The sequence below is a fragment of the Flavobacterium sp. I3-2 genome, from assembly GCF_013389595.1.
Classification (GTDB): Bacteria; Bacteroidota; Bacteroidia; order Flavobacteriales; family Flavobacteriaceae; genus Flavobacterium.
In genome coordinates this window covers 2,756,803-2,778,517 of record NZ_CP058306.1, presented here as the reverse complement: position 1 = coordinate 2,778,517, position 21,715 = coordinate 2,756,803, and the positions used below count along the sequence as shown (strand labels likewise).

15 protein-coding genes are annotated in these 21,715 nt (G+C 29.2%); 4 read left to right on the top strand and 11 right to left on the bottom strand.

Annotated elements, in window-relative coordinates:
* Window positions 1-100: 100 nt before the first annotated feature.
* Window positions 101-1,275, bottom strand: a protein-coding gene (locus HW119_RS13250; protein ID WP_255497901.1) for an IS3 family transposase whose coding sequence is annotated in 2 segments (ribosomal slippage) — window positions 101-1,008 and window positions 1,008-1,275 — 1,176 coding nt in all. Because the reading frame shifts where the segments join, the coding sequence is not laid out codon by codon here.
* A 50-nt stretch (window positions 1,276-1,325) separates the two neighbouring features.
* Here HW119_RS13250 and HW119_RS13245 point away from each other — a divergent pair.
* The gene (locus tag HW119_RS13245; RefSeq protein ID WP_177766684.1) at window positions 1,326-2,129 is read left to right on the top strand and encodes an IS3 family transposase; all 804 of its coding nucleotides are present in this window, start codon (window positions 1,326-1,328) and stop codon (window positions 2,127-2,129) included.
* A 242-nt stretch (window positions 2,130-2,371) separates the two neighbouring features.
* Here the strand turns inward: HW119_RS13245 and HW119_RS13240 are convergent, their stop codons facing one another.
* The 10 genes from HW119_RS13240 to HW119_RS13195 all read right to left on the bottom strand — a co-directional run bounded on the left by HW119_RS13240 (window position 2,372) and on the right by HW119_RS13195 (window position 11,413).
* Window positions 2,372-2,521, bottom strand: coding sequence for a hypothetical protein (locus tag HW119_RS13240; RefSeq protein WP_177765154.1), 150 nt, complete (start codon window positions 2,519-2,521; stop codon window positions 2,372-2,374).
* 195 nt (window positions 2,522-2,716) lie between these two features.
* Complete coding sequence (locus HW119_RS13235; protein WP_177765152.1) at window positions 2,717-3,148, bottom strand: hypothetical protein; 432 nt, start codon at window positions 3,146-3,148, stop codon at window positions 2,717-2,719.
* Between the two features lie 10 nt (window positions 3,149-3,158).
* Window positions 3,159-3,812, bottom strand: a complete 654-nt coding sequence (locus HW119_RS13230) for an SLATT domain-containing protein (RefSeq protein ID WP_177765150.1) — start codon at window positions 3,810-3,812, stop codon at window positions 3,159-3,161.
* 19 nt (window positions 3,813-3,831) lie between these two features.
* On the bottom strand, window positions 3,832-5,244 hold the full coding sequence (locus HW119_RS13225; RefSeq protein ID WP_177765148.1) for a protein kinase domain-containing protein: 1,413 nt from the start codon (window positions 5,242-5,244) through the stop codon (window positions 3,832-3,834).
* A 1-nt stretch (window position 5,245) separates the two neighbouring features.
* Window positions 5,246-5,761 carry an HNH endonuclease gene (locus HW119_RS16645; protein ID WP_218620363.1) on the bottom strand — a complete coding sequence of 172 codons (516 nt, stop codon included), beginning with the start codon at window positions 5,759-5,761 and terminating at the stop codon, window positions 5,246-5,248.
* A 154-nt stretch (window positions 5,762-5,915) separates the two neighbouring features.
* Complete coding sequence (locus HW119_RS13215; protein WP_177765146.1) at window positions 5,916-7,946, bottom strand: UvrD-helicase domain-containing protein; 2,031 nt, start codon at window positions 7,944-7,946, stop codon at window positions 5,916-5,918.
* Window positions 7,931-9,931, bottom strand: coding sequence for an ATP-dependent nuclease (locus HW119_RS13210; protein ID WP_177765144.1), 2,001 nt, complete (start codon window positions 9,929-9,931; stop codon window positions 7,931-7,933). Before HW119_RS13210 ends, HW119_RS13215 begins: the two co-directional genes overlap by 16 nt.
* Before the next feature lie 129 nt (window positions 9,932-10,060).
* Window positions 10,061-10,747, bottom strand: coding sequence for a hypothetical protein (locus HW119_RS13205; protein ID WP_177765142.1), 687 nt, complete (start codon window positions 10,745-10,747; stop codon window positions 10,061-10,063).
* 42 nt (window positions 10,748-10,789) lie between these two features.
* A complete protein-coding gene (locus HW119_RS13200; protein WP_177765140.1) occupies window positions 10,790-11,146 on the bottom strand; it encodes a hypothetical protein in 357 nt (118 codons plus the stop codon).
* A gap of 33 nt (window positions 11,147-11,179) precedes the next feature.
* Window positions 11,180-11,413: a helix-turn-helix domain-containing protein gene (locus HW119_RS13195; protein ID WP_177765137.1), complete on the bottom strand. Its 234-nt coding sequence runs from the start codon at window positions 11,411-11,413 to the stop codon at window positions 11,180-11,182.
* A gap of 3,363 nt (window positions 11,414-14,776) precedes the next feature.
* Between HW119_RS13195 and HW119_RS13190 the strand changes: the two genes are divergently transcribed.
* Genes HW119_RS13190 through HW119_RS13180 form a run of 3 tightly spaced genes read left to right on the top strand, consistent with a single transcriptional unit; the run spans window position 14,777 to window position 21,691 of the window.
* Entirely contained in the window at window positions 14,777-17,767 is a 2,991-nt protein-coding gene (locus tag HW119_RS13190; RefSeq protein WP_177765135.1) for a SusC/RagA family TonB-linked outer membrane protein, read from the top strand.
* An 11-nt stretch (window positions 17,768-17,778) separates the two neighbouring features.
* A complete protein-coding gene (locus tag HW119_RS13185) occupies window positions 17,779-19,146 on the top strand; it encodes a RagB/SusD family nutrient uptake outer membrane protein (RefSeq protein ID WP_177765133.1) in 1,368 nt (455 codons plus the stop codon).
* 1 nt (window position 19,147) lies between these two features.
* Window positions 19,148-21,691 carry an alpha/beta hydrolase family protein gene (locus tag HW119_RS13180; protein ID WP_177765131.1) on the top strand — a complete coding sequence of 848 codons (2,544 nt, stop codon included), beginning with the start codon at window positions 19,148-19,150 and terminating at the stop codon, window positions 21,689-21,691.
* Window positions 21,692-21,715: the final 24 nt, after the last annotated feature.

Below are 21,715 nucleotides of genomic sequence, written 5' to 3'. Positions count from 1 at the left end.
ATTAAGAATCATGAACGGCAATTTCCGATTGAGAAAATGTGTTCCATCTTAAAAATCAGTTCTAGAGGTTTGGATATGCAAACAAAAAGTACAGTATAAGTTAAGCTACATTTTTATAAATTTTGTTTTGATTATTAAATTCTTCAATTGTTTTGTAATTCAATGAGCTATGCCTTCTTTTTCTGTTGTACCAAATTTCAATGTATTGAAATATTTCGCTTTCCATTTGTTTTTTGAAAATCAGCTTATTTCTATAAATTAATTCTGTTTTTAGAGATTTAAAAAAGCTCTCGGCTACTGCATTGTCCCAACAATTTCCCTTGCGAGACATACTTCTGATTACTCCATAAGATGCTAAAATATTGGTGAATTTCTTTGTAGCATATTGTACCCCTTGATCAGAATGAAAAATCAATCCTTTTTCAATTGGTCTGTTTTTTATTGCCATTCGAAAGGCAGCTAGTGATGTATCATCGGCACTCATCGTATTACTTAAACTCCAGCCAATTAATTTTCTATCGTACAAATCAATAATGGTTGTTAGATACAGAAACCCATCTTTTGTTTGGATATAAGTGATATCGGACACCCATTTTTGACTAATTCGAGTGGCTTTAAAATCTCTATCAAGTACATTTTCTGCAATCAAGTAATTGTGTTTCGAGTTGGTTGTAACTTTGAATTTCTTGCTTAATTTACTTTTCAAGCCAAGCTCTTTCATATATTTGGCAACGGTTACACGAGATATTCGATATCCTAAAGCCTGTAATTCTGCTGTAATTCTTGGACTTCCATAGCGTTGTTTGAATTCAAAATAAAGTGTTTTGATTTTTTGCTTTAGTTTATTCTTTTTCAATGCTTTCTTTGAAATGGATCTCTTTTTCCATTTATAATAACCTCTAGAACTGATTTTTAAGATGGAACACATTTTCTCAATCGGAAATTGCCGTTCATGATTCTTAATGAATCTGTATTTCATCGATCGCTCTTGGAGAAAATGCTGATTGCTTTTTTTAATATATCGCGCTCTAACTCGGCATCTTTGAGTTTTTTTTCCAATTCGTGAATACGTTCTTGTTCGGGAGTAAGTTTTAAATTTCCGTTGCCAGGAAAACTACCCGTACCAAATTGCTGATATTCCTTTCGCCATTTATAAAGCAAAGAAACTTTTATACCAAGCTCTCGCGCTAGCTCTGATAAATTATTTCTATCATTACTTAATTCTACTGCTCTTATTTTAAAAGCGGTATCATAGATTTTTCGTCCTTGTTTCATGAGTCAAATTTAAGATTTTAGTCTTAACTTCTACTGAACGCTAAGTTAGTATATCCAGTTATTATAAATGGAAAAAGAGATCCATTTCAAAGAAAGCATTGAAAAAGAATAAACTAAAGCAAAAAATCAAAACACTTTATTTTGAATTCAAACAACGCTATGGAAGTCCAAGAATTACAGCAGAATTACAGGCTTTAGGATATCGAATATCTCGTGTAACCGTTGCCAAATATATGAAAGAGCTTGGCTTGAAAAGTAAATTAAGCAAGAAATTCAAAGTTACAACCAACTCGAAACACAATTACTTGATTGCAGAAAATGTACTTGATAGAGATTTTAAAGCCACTCGAATTAGTCAAAAATGGGTGTCCGATATCACTTATATCCAAACAAAAGATGGGTTTCTGTATCTAACAACCATTATTGATTTGTACGATAGAAAATTAATTGGCTGGAGTTTAAGTAATACGATGAGTGCCGATGATACATCACTAGCTGCCTTTCGAATGGCAATAAAAAACAGACCAATTGAAAAAGGATTGATTTTTCATTCTGATCAAGGGGTACAATATGCTACAAAGAAATTCACCAATATTTTAGCATCTTATGGAGTAATCAGAAGTATGTCTCGCAAGGGAAATTGTTGGGACAATGCAGTAGCCGAGAGCTTTTTTAAATCTCTAAAAACAGAATTAATTTATAGAAATAAGCTGATTTTCAAAAAACAAATGGAAAGCGAAATATTTCAATACATTGAAATTTGGTACAACAGAAAAAGAAGGCATAGCTCATTGAATTACAAAACAATTGAAGAATTTAATAATCAAAACAAAATTTATAAAAATGTAGCTTAACTTATACTGTACTTTTTGTTTGCATATCCAGTCTTTTACATCAGACAAAATTTCAATTCTTTTACATTCTAGTGCAAAATAGATGTTTTCGTCTTCTTCATTTTGAAAAATATTTCTTAAACCTAGTTTATTTATATAAATATCAATCTTATCTGGTTTTATTTTACCATCAACAACATCTATGTAAGGTTGTTGGGTTTCATAGGCAAAATTAATTTCATCTAACTCAGAAATTTTTTGGTTTAATAAACTTTTTTTTTCTTTATAAATTCAAGTTTATTATGTGCTTCATAAGCATCATTAAAAAAATAGAATTCATCTTCATGTAGATTATTAATTAAATTTTCATCACAACCTTTAAGTGGTCGAATTGCAAGTAGTTTAAAGCTCATAAGTATTATTATAATTTTTCTAGTTTATTTAAATTGGTATTTTCAGATTCTTTAATCTTAAATTAAACATACTTAACAAGTTCATTGATATTCAATTTACTATCATTGCAAAGTTTGTTATATAATTCAAGGGTAGTTTTGATCATGTTTTTAATTTTTGATTATTTGAGTTAACAGGCTAGGGATGAGGTATAATTACAATTTACCTTCTTTTTGATGATATAAATATTCTTCCCATTCGTAAGGACCTTTATTACCAATACTTTCTTCTAAAAATTCAATTCCTGAATCTGAAAGTTCCCCAACTTTTATGAAAGGTCCCATTTCATCTACTTTGATAAGTAAACAAGGTACTAAATGGCTATTTTTATATGTAATACTACATGGTTTAGTAGGTTCTTCTGAGAAATGAGTTAAAAAATGTGCATCATTCATTGCAATATTTGTTCCCTTATAATCTACACTAGTTATCATTGCACCAACAAAATCAGTATCTGTTCTAGTTTCTAGAAATACCATAAAATGACCTTTAATTTTTTTACCATTTTCATCGTAATACACTTTGTGATTACTTTCACCCTTAAGTATGTATCCTTTTTTACAATCTTTTATTTCTATGTAATTCATGTTCTTTGTTTTAAATAAAGCAAACTATTATTATTAAAATAGGAGTAAAGCTAATTATTAAAGTATACCACCCATACCTTAACCAAAAGTTTTTTCTTTTAATTCTCTTTAATTGTTTTTCAGTGAGTTCTTTAAAATATTCTGTATGGCTTGCTTTAAAATTATCATAATCTATAGCAATATGATTTTCATATTTACTCAATATGGCTTGATATTCCTTAGCAAGTTTTTTAGCAAAACTATTCTTATCCTCTTCAGTTGGATTTTCCAAAGTTTTAAATGCTCTCAGTTTATTGTACAAAACACTTAATTCCAACCCACAATTATGAAAGTCTTTAGCTCTTAAATAATAATTTTGAGAATTTTCATGTTGAGATAGTACTAGTAATATGATGCTTAGAGCTGTAACCACATAATTGATTAAATCCAAATTAATAGCTGAATGTATGTTATATACAGAAATTAATCCAGCAATAATCAAATAAGCTGATAAAATAGATAAGCTAATGTTAGACATCTTAGAAATTATAGTCAATCTCTTATCAGCTTCAAATCTAGCACCTTTGGTTGACCATATTTTATAATTCAATTCTTCAAGAAAACTTTTTTCTAAATATTGTTTTGATCCTGCAAAAATTGATTTAGTTTCTTCTTGTTTAGACATATCTTTTATTAGTTAATATTTATACAGTTATATGAGCTTGTATATCTTTAAGTAACAATTTGTATTCATCATTAGTCATTTTATTATGTAATCCCATGTAATGGTCAAATTCACCATTTAAACTATTGATTATTGCCATTTTCTGTACAATTAAAAATGATCCTTGTAAAAACAATGATAATTCTTTACTAGTATCGTTTGGTTCTTCAAAAATTAAGTTATGCTCATCAATAAAAATTATTTCCTCATTTTTATGATTAAATTTTTTATTGAAAAAAGGTTTCATTTCTTGTAATTCCAATCTAAAATAACTCCATTTTGTATCTTGCATCGATTCAAATATTAGTTCTTTAGGTTTCATTAAATAGGAATTATTTATTAAAATAAAATCAATCCCGTTTATTTTTATAATCTCAGCAATTTCAAAATCTAGCCCACCAGATATAGGAAAAAAACTATGATTCAGAGCATCATATGTGTTAAAAAGAATATTTAAAACCTTTCTTATATCAAAAGTGTTTGTCCATCTAGCTGACTCAGTTATGCCAAAGGGAAATAACATAAGTAAAGCATCATTCCATTCTATAGAATTTCTTAATTTATAATTAGAATTACTTTTTAACCAAAAACTAAAGGATTCTTGAAATTCCACAATTGTAGGTCGTTTTTCAGGATCGTTATGCGTAGCAGCTTCTAATAGTTTTTCTAGTAATAGAATAGAATTATATTCAGTTACTCCAATCAATCTCATTTTATTAATTTTAACATCCAAATTGTTCATTAAAGAAAAATTACTAAATCTGTTATATTGTCCGTCAAATGTTAGCCAGTTTTTAGTCAGAATGGCATATATAGTTTTTGCTAATGAATATACATCTGCTTTTTTGTAATTAGCAATAGTTGATATTCTTCGCATTTCTGGTGCTATAGTAAAAGCCGGACCTATTTTTTCGTTTGTACCTGAAATTCTTTCTTTCCTAGGGAAATTTGCTAATCCAAAATCTGATAATTGAGGCTCTCTATCAACTATTATGATGTTTTCAATTTTTATATCTCTATGTGTTATATCTTGAGAATGTAGATATACTAATGCATCAATAATTTTTTCGCAGATTGTAAATTGTTCATCTAAGTTACTTCTTTTTATGTAATCCTTTAACGGAATGCCTATTGGCATAATATAATAGGCCTCATTCTTGCTAATATAAATAGTAGGTGTATGGGCTTCAATTATCTCAATTATATTTGAATGATTTATTTTACTTAAAATAGTAATCTCATCAATAAACCTCAAATAGGCTTTTTTGTTTGTTGTGTTTTTTAAAGTTTTTTTTGCAAAATAATTTCCTTTTTTATCAATAACTTTTTCCACAAAACCATTTCCGCCTTGTCCTAATTTATTTACAATTTTATATTTTTGTAGCTTCTTCATATTAAAACAATCTGTCACTTTTACCTTGATTACAATCAATACATGAAGTAATTAGGTTATTCAAACTATCAGTACCTCCTTTAGCTACTGGTATTATATGATCTACTTGTAGTTTTACTCCATCCGTTGCTTTTGATCCACAATACTGGCACATGTGGTTATCTCTTTCTAAAATAGCAAACCGAACAGCTTTTGTAATTGTATTTCTCCTAGAAGTAGCTTTTCTTTTTGTAATTGTTTTATTTTTAAATATGTAATTGTAATATTCGAGACACTCGGTGTAATGTTTATTTTTAATGTTTATAAATTTGTTCGATCGTTCATTATCCCAATCACCATCACAACTGGCCATACCTTTAGCAAATCGTAGTCCATTTTCACTATCAAATAGATTAACTTCAGGGCACATATTATAATAATACAAAAATGATCTCTTTTTACTCCAGATTACTGCTTCACCACTCAAAGGAATACTGTTTTCATTAAAATCCTTTGGTAATATGTGTTCTTTTTGCAAGGCAGTAATAATGTTATTTTCATGATCAATTTCATGAAAATCCGAAAAAAAATAAATTGTGAATGCGCGTCTGGTACAATAATCTAATATCGGACATCTTAATACACAATTACTCTTTCTGCTAATGTCATAGTATTGTGATTGGTTCATTATCTTAAACTATTTTTTTAATTTCAACTTCTTTAAAAAAATCTAATAATTGTTTTTCTTCATCTTCATCAGACACTAATCTCACACAAATCAAATTCTTAATTGTTCTTGAACAGGCTACATAGAAAAGTTTTTTATTTTTTGATTTCTTTGATGAGTCTTCCTCATTATCATAAATACTTTTAAAATTGTATTTGTTCCAAAAATATTCGTCCATTACAACCATGACATTTTCAATTCCAGAACCTTTGGTTTTATGCATAGTTATATAATCTGAAGTATTATTTTCATCAATATAATTATAGTAATTCAAGACTTCAGAGAATTTTAATTTTTCAGAAAATAAATCATTATAGAATATTTTTCTTTTAAGACTTTTTTCAAATTCTTCAAACTCTTCAGTAGAAACAGAAGCATCCTTTGCTGTCATTTTCGTTGATGAATTTCCTTCATCAAAATACAAAGACTCTAAATATTGAAATCTAACATCATTTTTTAAATTTTCGAGATAAGCATCTCTATTTGAAATGTATTGCTTGTATGAATCAGATTTATTTATCAATTTGTTGCCAAATGCAAATTTTAAGATCCTGTTAACCGATTGATTTGTATTTAATAATGCATCGAAAAATCTTTTTACCCTTATTTTATCTTTAACAGATTTTAATTCGAACCCGTATTTCCTTAGTTTTACAAAAACGAAATTATAGTTCTTATTTTTATAAGCAGAACAAAGTTCATATATTTCTATTAATTGAATCCTTTCTAAAGTTTTCTCAATTTCTTCCTTAACTTCTGTATATCTATCATTGAATATTTGATAAAGAATCCTAAATCCTAGTTCGCTTGAAATAGATTTATTGGTTAACATTAGTTTTTTAACTTCAGGATTATCGACTGAAACTTGGGATATTAATCTATTAAGAGTGTCAAAGTAATTATTTTTATCTTCAATACTACTGAAAGCATTGGGCTTGTTTCTATAAATAGAATAGTATAATTTTACTTCTCCTTTTCTATCTTCAATAGTTTCAATATTTTTTAAAGCTAATTCTTGGTTAAGTCCATCAGTTCTAATTCTATTTATAAAGTCGATGACTTTATCTGAACATCTAAAATTATCCTCTTTTTTAATTTTGATTAATTTATTCTCATATATCTCTTTTTCTACATCGCCTATTCCATCATCATAAATTCCTTGCATAGAATCACCAAAGAATCCAATGGTTGTTTTATTATTTTTTGGGATTGAATTTAAAAAAATATCAACTATTTTTTCATTTGTATCTTGATACTCATCAATCAGTATGAAATCAAATTTGTCACTTACAATTTTTCCCAATAAAGAATGTTTTTTAAATAGAAGAGATGCAATGTGTAATAACTCATCGTGTCCAAAAGATAGTTCTTTGAACTTATTATAACGAGTTTCATTGTATCGGATTTTATTATAATCAATGGATTTAATAATCTCCAATATTTTTTCATTCAATTTATCTGCTTCAGTATTTAAATCGTCATTGAATTTTATTGGTTCTTTATCGTATTCTCTCTTACCTATAACTTTAGAAGTTTTTTCTCCAGTTGTCGTAAATAATTTACCAGCATATTTTCCATATAACTTTTTATATTTTTCGTGTTCATTCTTTTTATACTCTTTTTCATCTTCTTCAGCATTTAGTTCTTTTCTAGTAATCTTTTCAACTTTAAAAATTTCAAAGATTACTTCGTGAATATTTTTTTTATAATCTTTAATTAAATCGTTTAAAAAAGAATGTATTGTAGAAACAATGAAATTTTTATTTTCTCCAATTCTATCTTTAATTTCATCAACTGCAACATTTGTTAATGTAATACAAACACCTTTTTTGTCTGGATAAGTGTTAGAAATATATTCAAGAATTTGTTTTAAAGATTCGGTTTTTCCACTTCCTGCTCCACCTTGTAAAACAAAATTTTTAAATTCTTTTTCAGCATCTTGATTATCATCAATAATCTGTTTTATTTGCTCGATTGGTTTTAGTTTGCTATCCATTTTAAACCTTCTTTAATGTATAATGGGGTTTTCCATTCAACTTTACCAGTTAATGCTAAATATAAAAGTGAAGAAGCGAAGTCTGATTTACCATTTACTTTTAATATCTCCTTTGTCAATTCATAAAAATCAGTAACTGAATCAATAAGTTTAGCTTTATGCTGGATCCCACGAATTTCATCATCTTTATATTTTATAATTTCTTTTAAATTCAAACTAATAAATGAATCTTCAAAGCTTCTACCATGATATCCTAATTCTTCAATCTGGTAAGCAATTTTTATATAATGAGAATCATCATCTTGTAGTGAATCTGCTTTAAGTTTTTCAAACCAATCTTTAAATTCTAGAGAATTTGCTTCAGGTTTGTTTAAAAATTCTTTAATAGAATAATTACTTGTATTATCTCCTTCTATTACAGCACAAGCAACATTGCTTTTACTTTCTTTTTTCCCTTTAGATGCTGGTGTTATTATTAATTTAGTTGTATCAATATCAGTAATTATAAGAGTTTTAATTTCTAAAAACTCCAAAAAGTATTTAAATACTTTTGAATTTGCTCCTACTTCAATTATTGAAATATTTTGTGATGATATTTTATGATCTTGATCTACAACCAATTTATCATATTGGCTAATAAAATATGGTAAAAGCATTTTTTCTGTAGTTCCCTCGATAAGAATTATTTTTTCAGCAAAGAATAACTCAGATGAATACAATGTTAGGTACTGTTTTAAAAATTTAAAATAATCTTCTTTGCCTTTATATTTAATTTCTAAGTCAGTATAGAAATTTTTAATATTAATATTTCCATCTTTAAGTTTAAAATAACGCAAATCAGAAAAATTACATTGCGAAACTATGTGCGATGAATGGGTCGAAATAAAGGTTTGTAAATTAACTTCTTTGTTAATCTCTCGTATAATCTCTTGTATTTTTTGACTAAATACATATTGCATCTGAGGATGAGTATGAGCCTCTGGTTCTTCAATAAATAATAGGTTAATATCTTTCTTCTCTTCTAGAAAATACTTTTTCTTAACTTCAATTTGAAGTAATAAATAAAGAATGTTCACATATCCTAATCCATTCAAATGTTCAGGAAGATTATTTGATCCGTCTCCATAAACAATTTTAGAATGATTGGTAAATAATTGTTTAGATTCTAAATCTGAAACAACTCTCAAATCTTTTATGTCAAGAAAGTTCTTAGCGTTCTCCAAAAATGATTTAAAGTGAATCTGATACTTTTCATCTAAGGTAGAATCCATTGTCGAAATCGCATCATTAATCTCAAAGAAATCATCTGATGATTCTTTATGCTCTTTATTAAAATATTGAGTAGTCATTTCTGACAAGGCCCTTTTACCATTTCCAGTTGTTTCAGAGCTTGAGACATTTCTTTTCGCGTGGATGACCTGAAAATTAATTAAGTTTCTAATTGACGAAATATCTTTTTTAACTAAATTTCCTCTATTTGCAGGTTCTAAGTCAGATTCATTTTCAAAGACATACACATTCTTATTTATTAAATAATCGGGCAAATTCTTCTCAATGAATTTTTCTCTACTAGTTTTTAACTTTGACAAATCATTTATTAAATTATCTTTAGCAATTGAGCATTCAAAAAGTATTCTCACAATATTTACAGAGGGGTCTAAATCTAATATAAAATCAGATATATTTTCTAAAGAATCATTAATATCATACTTTATTTCGAGAATCATCTGGATAGATAAATCTTCAATCACAGTACTCTCATCTATCTTATAAATTTTATCTCTCAATGATGTTGAAAAGTCATAGAAATTAAATTTAAAACTTTCATTTCTATAAAACTTGTCAAAAAGCATTATAAATGAAGTTTTACCACTATTGTTTCTTCCAATTAAAAGAGATAATTCTTGTTTCTCATTTTCATTTAATAAAAGAGTGGTGTCTTTTAGCAATCTGAAATTTTTAATTCTAATTTTGCTTATGTACATAAATGTTTTATTAAGGAATAATATGCTAATCTTTAAAAGAAAGATTACTTTGTGAATAAATATTAAATGTTGAAATTCAGTTTTAACTAATTGCTTTTGGCATGTTTTATTCTGAAAGAAATATCAATTTTATAAACTTTTAATCTCTAACAATGTTGTATTTAATATAGAAGGCATTCTTGAGTTAATCATTTCAAGAAAGGTAATACTTGACGCATTATAAGTATCAATTGCTATGCAGTAATGTTGTGAAATTGTGTATTCACCAGAATATTTCTCAAACAAAAACTTGTATAGTATTTCACAGAAAAGACCAAGTTCTGATTTAGTAAATCCATTAAGTTGAGGTACAAGTATTATACCTCCTATAGTTTCAATTCCATTTTCTTCAAATAGAAACACCAAATTTGGATTTATGTAAATAGGTAAATGTTGTAATGTTAATATTTTTGAAGTTTTTTCAACTGTTTCAAAATTGATTATATTATCTGGTCTTAAACTTAAAATATCAAATTCTTTGAAACTTCTAAGAATATCTAAATTTCTCTCATACATTGTTTTGTCTTTCAGAGAAGTAGTTTTACTATATTTGTCTGTTACCTCATCGATTTTTTCGTCATAAAATTCATCCTTTCCACGTTTGAAGGTATTATAAATAGAACTATTGCTAATACTCCAATAGTTACCACCAGTCTTATCCTCACTATCTTTAACCTTAGCTTTCCTTGTTTTAAGCTTTAAAGCGAAATTCCTTTTTGTTTTTTCAGATCCTTTTTTTCTAAATTCAATTAATTCTTTGATTGTAATTTTTTCCATGTTTCATAAGTATTTATTTATTTTTTTGGCTGTGCTATTATTTTACTCCAACTCCTTATGAAACCCCATCTTTAAAAGTTCCTTTTCCATAGGATTAAGTTCTTTTTTTCGAGCCTCACTATAGAGTGTATACAACTCTTCCAAATCTTCAATTCCTAAATCTTTGACCGACTTACCCCAATTGTACAAAGCCATTTCTCTGTAAGAAGCGTACAGACCTGGTTTTACTTGATAACCATTATTTTCTTTTCCTTGGATAGGAGTAAAGAAGTCTAACAAACCATTGATTTGAGTTTCTTTGATTATCTCTGATTTGATTACTTTCAAATCTTTAGTACTTTCTTGAGCATAACTAAAAGAGGATAGGAGTATTGATAGGTAGAGTAGTAGGTTTTTCATGAGTGTAAATTTATTTTATTGGTATAAGTTTGATTAGTTCCCTAAGTTTTCAAAGAAATCTTTTAAGCTTAATTTCCTAGCTGAACATATCTTATAAAGTGTTTCTACAGGAATATGATATGTGTTTTCTCCTTTTATCTTGCGTATAGTACTTTCTTCTACATTATGTAATTTAGCAAATGAAGTCTGTGATTTACCCTGATCTAACCAAGGTTTAAGCCATTCTTTAACTATATAATTACATATTTTTTTATTTATATCAATCATTTTTTAAGATTTAAAAACATTTTATTAAAAAAAAACACGTTCGTTCGACCGTGGTTGAAAAAATTTTATTATATTTGTATAAGCGAATTGATAATAAGTCTGTATAAGACGAATTAAATACGATGTAATCTCGAATCGAAACGACCAATTTTATCTTCGAGAGTATCGTGAAATCGCTCCATGTCTAAAAAAAGTTTTGTACTTTCGCATACGGCATGGGCGGTTTTCACATATGCTTTAGGAGATAGCTTTATAACATTTGTTTTAAAGACGGGTTTGGTCGCCCTCGATACTAAAGTGTGAAACCGCCTTGCCTTTTTTTGTGCAAAGTTTCTTCATACCCAAGAGTACATCGTTCCATAAACCCAAAAACCTAAATTATGAGAACGAAATTTTTAAACTCCGTAACCCAACCTCCTTAAAACTTAAGGTACCTTTTTACCCTTGTAAACCAGTAACGTACACCGTTTAGTAAAACAGGTATTGCCCATACAAAACACTAAATACGTGTACAAACCACCATTTTGAAAACGTTTATAACTTTTTCAACAGGCTATTCTATGTCTTTAAATTCGCACTTTAAAAATAGAGGCTTTTTTTAGAAGTTACAAACATATTGTTAGATATTTTTTAAAATAAGTTTTACAAGGGGAAAATGTTTCTATAAAATAGTAGAAAATCAGTGGTTTTTTAGGAATCATTTAAATGAAGGTGAAATAGGGAAGTAGGGAAATGAATTTGCAGTAATCTGGTTAGGAAGTTATAAAGTTAGACGGTTATAAGGTAAGTGAATTTATAATTAGTGACAAGTAACGGGTAACGAGTGATCAGGTGAGTAAGTGTAATAGGGAAAAGGGAAAGGGGAATGAATTTAAAAATGATATTCCGATTTAGAACACAGCTTATAGCTTAAAGCCAAAGAATGAATATTCAATTTGAAAATGAAATTAAATATTCCGCAGAATCTAAACCCGACATCAAAAACAATTTTTTTTTTATTGTCACCCTGAACTCGTTTCAGGGTCTCATAAGCAAACAAGATGTGATGTTGAACCAAGTTCAACATGACAAAATAGAATATTTAGCACAAATAAAAAACGTTCATTGAAACTATAAATCTATACTCAGCAGAATCGTAAACCCCGACATACAGTATAAATATGAGTGTCTAAAAGTTGAGAAAAGCGTAAAATCAAAAAGCTGTTTGAAGCTTTGAAAAAGCAAGTTTTTTTTGATTTAGCGTTCGAAACCATTTAGACCGTATTTAGACTGCGTCGGAAACCCCTTTTGGTTCTTTTGGGGGTAATCCAAATCGAAGATTCACAGACTCCTTAATTTAAAATATTAAAGTGGAGGTAAAAGAATAAATAAAATATAAAAATCTAAAACGTTCTATTAAAACCTAAACAAACACTTGAAAAAAACAGATGCGATGCTGTCCCGTGCTTGCGAACTGTACGAAGTAAACCAAGTTTAGCATGACAAAATAGAATATGAAGTACAAACAAAACACATTCATTGAATTAATAATTTGGAAAAGAGAATTGAATTAGAATAAGTTTGGCGACCATTAAGAAAAATAAGAAAAAACACACAGCAACGCCCTTTGCTATATCAGAAAGCTGGGAGACCTGAATTTTAAATCACAATAGATAAAAGAAAATCATTTTTATTAGAATTAGTTTATTAATGTTAAAACAATCGAACCACGCAAAATGTCATTTCATAAGGTAGATTTATAAGTTTTTATATAAAAGTCGTGGTTCGGGAGTTTTTTTGGGGATATAGGGAGAGGAAATGGAAAAATAATATTCTAAACTAATAACTAAAAGCTAAAGACTAAAAATTAAAAACACTTATATATTTTTTATTTAGTTAGTTACAGAGCAAAGTACACAGTTATGATAAAATTAAGTATAACCCGCTAGGTTCTAGTTTGAGACGGATTAACTGTGTACGTAAGCTCTTGAATTTGGGAATAGGGAATTTGGGAATAAAAACTAAAAAACAAAACCGAAAAATATTCTAAATATCAACTACATAGATACTAAATAGATAAAGCATAGATACAGTATGGATAGTGCATGAATCACTTTTTAATCAAAATTGACAAAACATAGATTTTTATTCTAATATTTTAAATTTTATTAGAATATTTATCAAAATGGAATCGGGTATTTTTTAAGAAGTAGATAATCAAAGATAATGAATATTTGGGAATACATTAGGGAACAAGGAAATAGGGAAATAGGGAATAGGGAATTGAATTTGCATTATTTCGGTTAGGAAGTTATAAAGTTAGACGGTTATAAGGTGAGTAAGTGTAATAGGGAATAAGGAATAAGGGAATAGGGAATAGAATTTGAAAATGTAATAATTTGAAGATTTGAAAACGAAATCAAAAATTCAGTAGAATAGATTATTAAGGAAAAACAAAAACGTTAATAGTAATAGAGAATCGGGAAAAAAAATTGTGAAAAGAGAATCGGGAATTGAATATGAAATATTCTCTCATTCTGAGCGCTGTGAAAACGAAGTCGAAGAATCTTTCTACAAACAAAATATGTTCATTGAAAGAATAAAATCAATACTTAGCAGAATCGTAAACCCGACCTACAGTATAAATACGAGTGTCTAAAAGTTGAGAAAAGTGTAAAATCAAAAGGTGTTTATTCGAGCGTTTAAATTTTGTTTTTGTTCTCATGAATACTGCGCCTAAGACTTCTAGTGTAAATAATCAAGTCATTAAGGCTTGTATTTGTACAGAAGTGAGTTCTTTTGATTTAGCGTTCGAAACCGTTTAGACCGTATTTAGACTGCGTCGAAAACCTAGTGTGCTGAGATTGTCGAAGCATATTTCTATTGGGGTTGTCCAAACCGAAGGTTCACCGACATTTTAAATTTTAAAATAACAAAGAGGAGGTAAAAGAAAGAATAAATTATAAAAATCTAAAACGTACTATTATAATCGAAACATATATAAAAAGCTTGATGCGATGCTTGCCAAGTTCAGCATAACAAAATGGAATACTAAGTAGAAACAAAACTCGTTCATTGAAAGAATAAAATCAATACTTAGCAGAATCGTAAACCCGACATCAAAAAGAAATACGTTAAGAAAATGAAGCTTTTTGCGTAAAGAATCATTTGGCTGACCGAAGCTTTGAAAAAGCAAGATCCAAATGATTTAGAAAAATGCGCGCATTTTTAGAATTTCTTTTTGCAGTCTTGATCTTTTGTAACTTTTGGATCAAGCCAAAAGTTAGAGAAAAAAATAAAAAAATCCCCCTGAACAAAGTTTGGCGACCATATCAGGGAGATAAATATTAATCAACTCGAATTATTAATTAACATTACAAAAGTATGAAAAAAATTACTTTTACAGCACTAACCGTACCCCTAACGTACGTGCTAATTATGCTGTTGTGTAGTTTAAAAACCTACGCACAAGAAAAAACACTAACTCTAAGCGGAGTTGTGAAAGATGTCAACGGACCACTAGCTGGAGTACTCGTGTGGCAAACCGATACCGAAAATGGTACCCAAACCAACGAATTGGGATTCTATACCATTCAAATTCCAATGAATACTCAAGTAACTTTTGATTATCTAGGTTACAAACCGCAAACGTTTACTGTAAAAACAAGTACGCTTAATGTAACTATGGTGGCAGATGAAAATATGCTTGATGAAATGGTAATCAATGCGGGATACTATACCGTAAAAGACAAAGAACGAACAGGGAGTATTTCTAAAATTACAGCAAAAGAAATTGGACAACAACCAGTTGCCAACCCACTGGCCGCTATGCAAGGACGTATGGCAGGGGTGAACATTACGCAGAATAGTGGTGTCCCTGGCGGTGGCTTCGATATACAAATAAGGGGGCGTAACAGTCTAAGAACCGAGGGAAACGCGCCCTTGTATATCGTTGATGGTGTGCCGTTTGCTTCGCAATCAGCCTCTGATCAAACATTATCAGGTCAAATATTTAGTAAAGGTAACGTAAGTCCTTTAAATAGTATTAATCCAAACGATATAGAAAGTATTGAGGTACTGAAAGATGCCGATGCAACGGCTATATATGGTTCTCGTGGGAGTAATGGAGTAGTACTTATTACGACTAAGAAAGGAAGCTCTGATAGAACCACATTTTCATTTCAATCAACTACTTCGGTGAGTACAGTAGCTAAGTATATGGATTTAATGAATACCGATCAATATTTACAAATGCGTCGAGATGCTTTCGCAAATGCAGGCATCACAGATTACCCTGCAAATGCTTATGATGTAAATGGTATTTGGGATGAGAATAAGTACACCAATTGGCAAAAAGAGTTTTTGGGAGGTAGAGCCGTTTCTCAAAATACCCAGTTCTCAGTAAGCGGTGGTTCTGGCAAAACAAATTATTTGTTTAGTGCAGGGCATCGAAAAGACGAAACGGTTTTTCCAGGTGATTTTGGGTATAAACGAACTAATTTTTTATTAAATGTAAACCATCAATCAAAAGACGATCGTTTTTATTTTCAATCTACAGTTCTAAAAAGTAATCAAAAAAATAACCTTATGGTTACTGATTTAACTTCTCAAATATTTTTAGCACCCAATGCACCAGACTTGTACGATGCAGAAGGTAATTTGAATTGGGAAAACAATACGTTCGAAAATCCGTTAGCAAAACTAAATGCAACTTACGAATCTCAATCAAATGATTTTTCAGCAAATGTTGTGTTGGGTTATGCACTTATTAAGAATTTAAATGTTTCATTAAACGCAGGTTTACAAACTACAAATAATGTAGAATTCAAGAAAGTTCCTACAACAACAATGAATCCGGCACTTGGCTTTACCAGTAAAGATTCTTCTGTTAGTAGAACATTGTTTTCTAGAGATGGGTGGATTATGGAACCTAAACTGAATTATAGTTTAGTAACCAATACAGGAGTTTGGAATTTTCTTCTAGGAACCACTTTTGAGGAACGCAAACAAGATATACTAGGCTTACGAGGTAACGGCTTCTTGTCAAATGATATGTTGGATAACCTTCAAAGTGCTACTTCTCAACTTATTCTCAAAGATGCTGATTTAATGTATCGTTACCAAGCATTTTATGCGCGTGTAAATTATATACACCAACAAAAGTACATTGTAAATCTTACAGGACGTAGAGACGGTTCAAGTCGTTTTGGACCAGGTAAACAATGGGGGAATTTTGGGGCTGTGGGTACAGCTTGGTTGTTTAGTAGAGAAAATGTATTTGATAAATCGTCTTGGTTAAGTTTCGGAAAACTAAGAGCAAGTTACGGTATTGCAGGTAATGACTTAATAGGTGATTACCAGTATTTAAATACATTTAGATTAAATTATCTAAAATACGACGAACAAATAGCTTTAGAACCCACAAGATTATTCAATCCTGATTTTAGTTGGGAAACGAATAAAAAAGTTGAAGTTGCGTTGGAATTAGAACTTTTTAAATCAAGAATAGCTCCATCAATTGTCTATTATAGTAATCGTTCATCGAATCAATTAGTAGGGATTCCGTTACCAGGTACTACAGGTTTTGCTAGTGTACAAGCTAATTTGAATGCTACTGTTGAGAATTCGGGTTGGGAGTTTACACTACGTAGTATCAATATGTCCAAAAATCAATTCTTTTGGTCAACAAACATCAACATTAGTTTGCCAAAGAATAAATTAATCGCCTTCCCTAACTTAGAAGAATCAACCTATGCTAATACTTACGAAATTGGGAAACCTACTTCGATACGTAAAGTATATACCTATACCGGAATTGATCCAGTAACAGGCTTGTTTACTTTTGAAGATTTAAATGGAGATGGCAAAATAGATGTCAACGACCGTAAAAAAGCTATGAATGTCAATACAATGATGTTTGCGGGAATACAAAATAGTATAAATTATAAAAACTGGTCTTTAGATTTCACAATTCAATTTGTTAAACAAAATGCCTTATCTCCATTGTCTAATGTATCTCCTTTAGGCTATAACGTAAATAATCTGTCCATGACATCTGATTATGTTTCTAATGAGAACCCTAATGGTAGTTATCAAATACCAATTTTACAAACAAATTCATTAGGTACACAAGCTTACGAAAATTACAAGAACAGTGATCAGATGATTATTGACGGTTCATACATCCGTTTAAAATCACTGCAATTACAATACAGTTGGCAATTAAATAATAAATCTAACTCACGCATTGCAACTTATGTTCAAGGTCAAAATTTATTTACGATAACCAATTACCCAGGTAGTGACCCAGAAACAGCCATAGGTTATTTACCAGCATTGAGAACTATTGCCTTAGGATTTAATTTTAATTTTTAATTTTTTAGATTATGAACTTACCAAGATATATGATACTTAGTTTTAGTTTATTAATGATAAACCTAAGCTGTAGCGATTTTTTAGAAACAGATTTGCCAAAAGATCAATTAGATCAAGTAAAGGTGTTTAATGATGCTGCAACTGCAGAAGCTGCAATGAATAATGTATATGTAATGTTAGTTGAGGGAGGATTTTTAAATGGTAATACAGCAGATAATCCATTTTTGATGGCTTGTTATACAGATGAATTAGAAGTAATTTCAACTCAAAATACGGATCCTAGAAAATTCTATGATGCTGTAATTTTAGCTGATAATACGGCTGTGAAAAGGCTTTGGGATACGTCCTATAAGCAAATTTACACAGTTAACAATATCATAGAAGGAGTTGAAAGCTCACCGAATCTTTCTGAAACTACAAAAAATAAGTTGATGGGAGAGGCTCTAGCAATTCGTGGAATACTACATTTTTATTTAACGCAAACTTTTGATGAGGTGCCGTATATAAAAACAATAAATTACAATTTGAATAAAAGTATTGCAAAACAAAATTCGAATGAGGTTATGAATTTAGCCATAGCAGATTTAAAAGAAGCCGAATTATTATTGAATGCTGAGGTTGCTAACACAGAGAGAATTCGAATAAACAAACCAGTAGTTCAAGCTTTCTTGGCTCGTATCTATTTGTATCAAAAAAAATGGATAGAATCTTTACAATACGCTGAGTTGGTAATAAACAATCCGCTTTTTGAATTAGAACCTGTTGAAACCTTGTTTCTAAAAGAAAGTAAAAGTGCCATTTTGCAATTAAAACCAACCATTAATGGGTACAATACTTATGAAGCCATGACGTATATTTTTACTGCAAATCCGGCTCCGATTGCGCAACTTTCTCAAAGTCTATTAAATGATTTTGAAACTGATGATTTACGCAAAACGCAATGGGTGAAGTTTGTAGGTGATACCGGTACAAATGCACATGCTTTTAAATACAAACAAAGAGGTTTTTCATCTCCTACAAAAGAATACTCGATCGTAATACGTATAGAAGAAATGTATTTGATTGCCGCAGAAGCAGAAGGACAACTAGGTAATTGGACTAATTTTAATAATTATTTGAATACCATTCGTACAAGAGCAAACATATCTGCTCTGGATATATCTGATAACAATTTAGCACAAAATGCAATTTTAAGCGAACGTAGAATTGAATTTTTCTGTGAGTTTGGACATCGTTTTTACGATCTTAAACGAACAAATAAACTAATGAGTTTGGCTACAGTTAAACCCCATTGGATGGATTACTTTAAAAACCTTCCAATACCTCAGACTGAAATTTTGTTAAATGGTAATTTAAAACCACAAAATATAGGTTACTAATATGAAATTTATAAAACAAATTGTAATCTATATGTTTTTGATGCTTTCTTGGTCTATGATGGGCCAAGAAACATCAAATAAAGCAGAAATGATTACAACCGAATTTGTAAGTGACTCTGGTAATATCATTGCTTACAATCTCACTGTGGCAAATAAAAGTCATTTTATAATAAAAGATTTAGCTTCCTTAAATGAGTATAAATTAGAAATGAGTTCTCCAAAGTTTTATTTAAGTGATAAAAATGGAATGATTTATAATTTGAAAACCAGAGAACTGCATTTCATTGATTTTAAAGCCCAGCAAATAAAAGTATTGCAAAATATTGGAAAGGTTGAAATTTTAAAGAATATAGATAGATTGATCTATATGGATTTAAAAACCAATACGTTGACGATTTTAGATCTAAAAACTCACAAATCTACATCTTTTGATAAAGTTAAATTTTTTAGTGTAAGCCCCAACGAAAGAAAGCTCGTAATGATTGATGAAAACAATTCATGCGTACTTTTAGATTTAAAAACAAATAAAAAAGAGGTGTTTCCAAATCTCGATAAGTTAGAAAGACCAATAAAGAAAGTTGTTTTTAATGAATCAAACAACGCATTTTATTTGATTTCCAATTCGGTTGATGATATGTTTGTTTATGAAGTCCAAAAGAATAATTTAAGAAAAATAGGTAAGTACCCTATAGTAAATGAACTCGAAAAAACGGTCATTGATACCTTGTTCAATTCAGTACGTTTATTATCTAATCAAGAGTTAGTTATAGGAGTAAAGCCTTTACAGAAAAAACGTTCAGAACAAGATGCAGATGTTCAAATTTGGAGCGGTTCTCAAAAAGGATACACGCCGAATGTAGAGCACCAAAAAAATGCGACCAATCAAATCGCCTTAGTAAATTTGAAAACAGGTAATTGGATGTCTTTAGCAGATGTAAATGTAAATTTAATTTTTAAAATCGATGAGCAAAATCAAATTTATTGTTTTGACATGTTTGAGAATGATAGTTTATCATTTATAGATTCAACTGTATCTATTTATAAATATGATACTTATAAAAAATCTAAAATAAAAATTAATGATATGAATACTTTAAGTAAAAATATTTTTAGTTACAAGTCCTTTAGTCCTTTAATCTTTTTTTGGAAAAACAATTGGTATTACTATGATGAATCACTAAATAAAAAGGTTTCGATTACAGCAAACCTAAAGGATAATTTTTATAGTAAATATGTCACTTACACCAATGAAATAACTAATAATCCAATAGGTATTCCTTTGGAATGGAACGATAGAGGACTTTTTTTTACGTCTGAAAACGATATTTGGTATTTAGATTTCAAAACGAAAGAAATAGAAAAAAAAACAAATGGGGATAATAAAGGTAGATCATATCAAATAGCCAGCGCTAATTATAATTTATTTTCAAAAAATTGGATTTGGTCTGCAATACCATTAAATACAAACAATTATAAAGATTTGATTTTACATTATTCCACTTTAATGAATACTAAACAAGGGATTTCTTTTTTTACCGACAAAGAAAAACTAATTGATTTAACAGAAGATCAAGCTGCTTTTACACAAATAAAAAGGTCAAAAAACTTCATTATTTACATAAAAGAGAAACCAAACAGTACACCAAAAATTTATTTATACGATATTTATAAACGTAAGGAATCTTTAATTTATGATAGTAATAGTTTTGATACTGAAGTTGAAGATGTGTTATCAAAATACGAATTTTGGCAAAAAGAAAATGGAGAATTAGCAGGAGGAATATTGACATTTCCAAAAAATTACAATCCTTTTTCTTTACAAAAATATCCTGTTGTAGTTTTTGTTTATGATAAGAAATATCATAAACAGCATACTTATTTATCACCCGAAACCTTGTCAGTCTCCAAAATAAATTTTAGAACTTTTATAGCAGATGATTATTTTGTTTTAGAACCAGATATTTATTATATAAATGGAGAAACCGGTAATTCTGCATTGAATAGTGTCAACGAAGTTATTGATTATTTTGCAGAGAGATATCCAATAGATACTTCAAAAATGGGAATATACGGACATTCTTTTGGAGGATACCAAACCAATTATATAATTACACATACCAATCGTTTTAAAGCAGCTATTACAAGTGCAGGTGTTGCCGAAATAATCTCGGAGTATTTTAATTATAGCCAATATTCGTTACAACCCAATTTGTGGCGCTATGAGAACCATCAGTTTCGTTTAGGCAAAAACTTCTATCAAGATAAAGAAATGTATATTAAAAATTCACCACTTTTTTATGCTCAAAATGTTGAAACACCCTTATTATTAATAACCGGAAATAAAGATTATGTAGTGAATTGGCAACAAAGTTTGTTGATGTTTAACGCTTTAAAAAAATTAAATAAAGAGGTGACATTATTAATTTATGAAAATGAAGATCATTACATTCATAAAGATAAAAATCAAAAAGATGTAAGCTCGAAAGTCAAACAGTGGTTTGATTATTATTTAAAAGATAAAGAAAAACCAGAATGGATAGATTAGCAATTTATGTAAAATGCTTTATTA

What these genes read in the sequence shown, in the direction of transcription:
- HW119_RS13205 (WP_177765142.1), bottom strand. Translation starts at nt 10,747, where the DNA reads ATGGAAAAAATTACAATCAAAGAATTAATTGAATTTAGAAAAAAAGGA.
- HW119_RS13180 (WP_177765131.1), top strand. Translation starts at nt 19,148, where the DNA reads ATGAAATTTATAAAACAAATTGTAATCTATATGTTTTTGATGCTTTCT.
- HW119_RS13195 (WP_177765137.1), bottom strand. Translation starts at nt 11,413, where the DNA reads ATGATTGATATAAATAAAAAAATATGTAATTATATAGTTAAAGAATGG.
- HW119_RS13230 (WP_177765150.1), bottom strand. Translation starts at nt 3,812, where the DNA reads ATGTCTAAACAAGAAGAAACTAAATCAATTTTTGCAGGATCAAAACAA.
- HW119_RS13185 (WP_177765133.1), top strand. Translation starts at nt 17,779, where the DNA reads ATGAACTTACCAAGATATATGATACTTAGTTTTAGTTTATTAATGATA.
- HW119_RS13190 (WP_177765135.1), top strand. Translation starts at nt 14,777, where the DNA reads ATGAAAAAAATTACTTTTACAGCACTAACCGTACCCCTAACGTACGTG.
- HW119_RS13225 (WP_177765148.1), bottom strand. Translation starts at nt 5,244, where the DNA reads ATGAAGAAGCTACAAAAATATAAAATTGTAAATAAATTAGGACAAGGC.
- HW119_RS13210 (WP_177765144.1), bottom strand. Translation starts at nt 9,931, where the DNA reads ATGTACATAAGCAAAATTAGAATTAAAAATTTCAGATTGCTAAAAGAC.
- HW119_RS13200 (WP_177765140.1), bottom strand. Translation starts at nt 11,146, where the DNA reads ATGAAAAACCTACTACTCTACCTATCAATACTCCTATCCTCTTTTAGT.
- HW119_RS13235 (WP_177765152.1), bottom strand. Translation starts at nt 3,148, where the DNA reads ATGAATTACATAGAAATAAAAGATTGTAAAAAAGGATACATACTTAAG.
- HW119_RS13215 (WP_177765146.1), bottom strand. Translation starts at nt 7,946, where the DNA reads ATGGATAGCAAACTAAAACCAATCGAGCAAATAAAACAGATTATTGAT.
- HW119_RS13240 (WP_177765154.1), bottom strand. Translation starts at nt 2,521, where the DNA reads ATGAGCTTTAAACTACTTGCAATTCGACCACTTAAAGGTTGTGATGAA.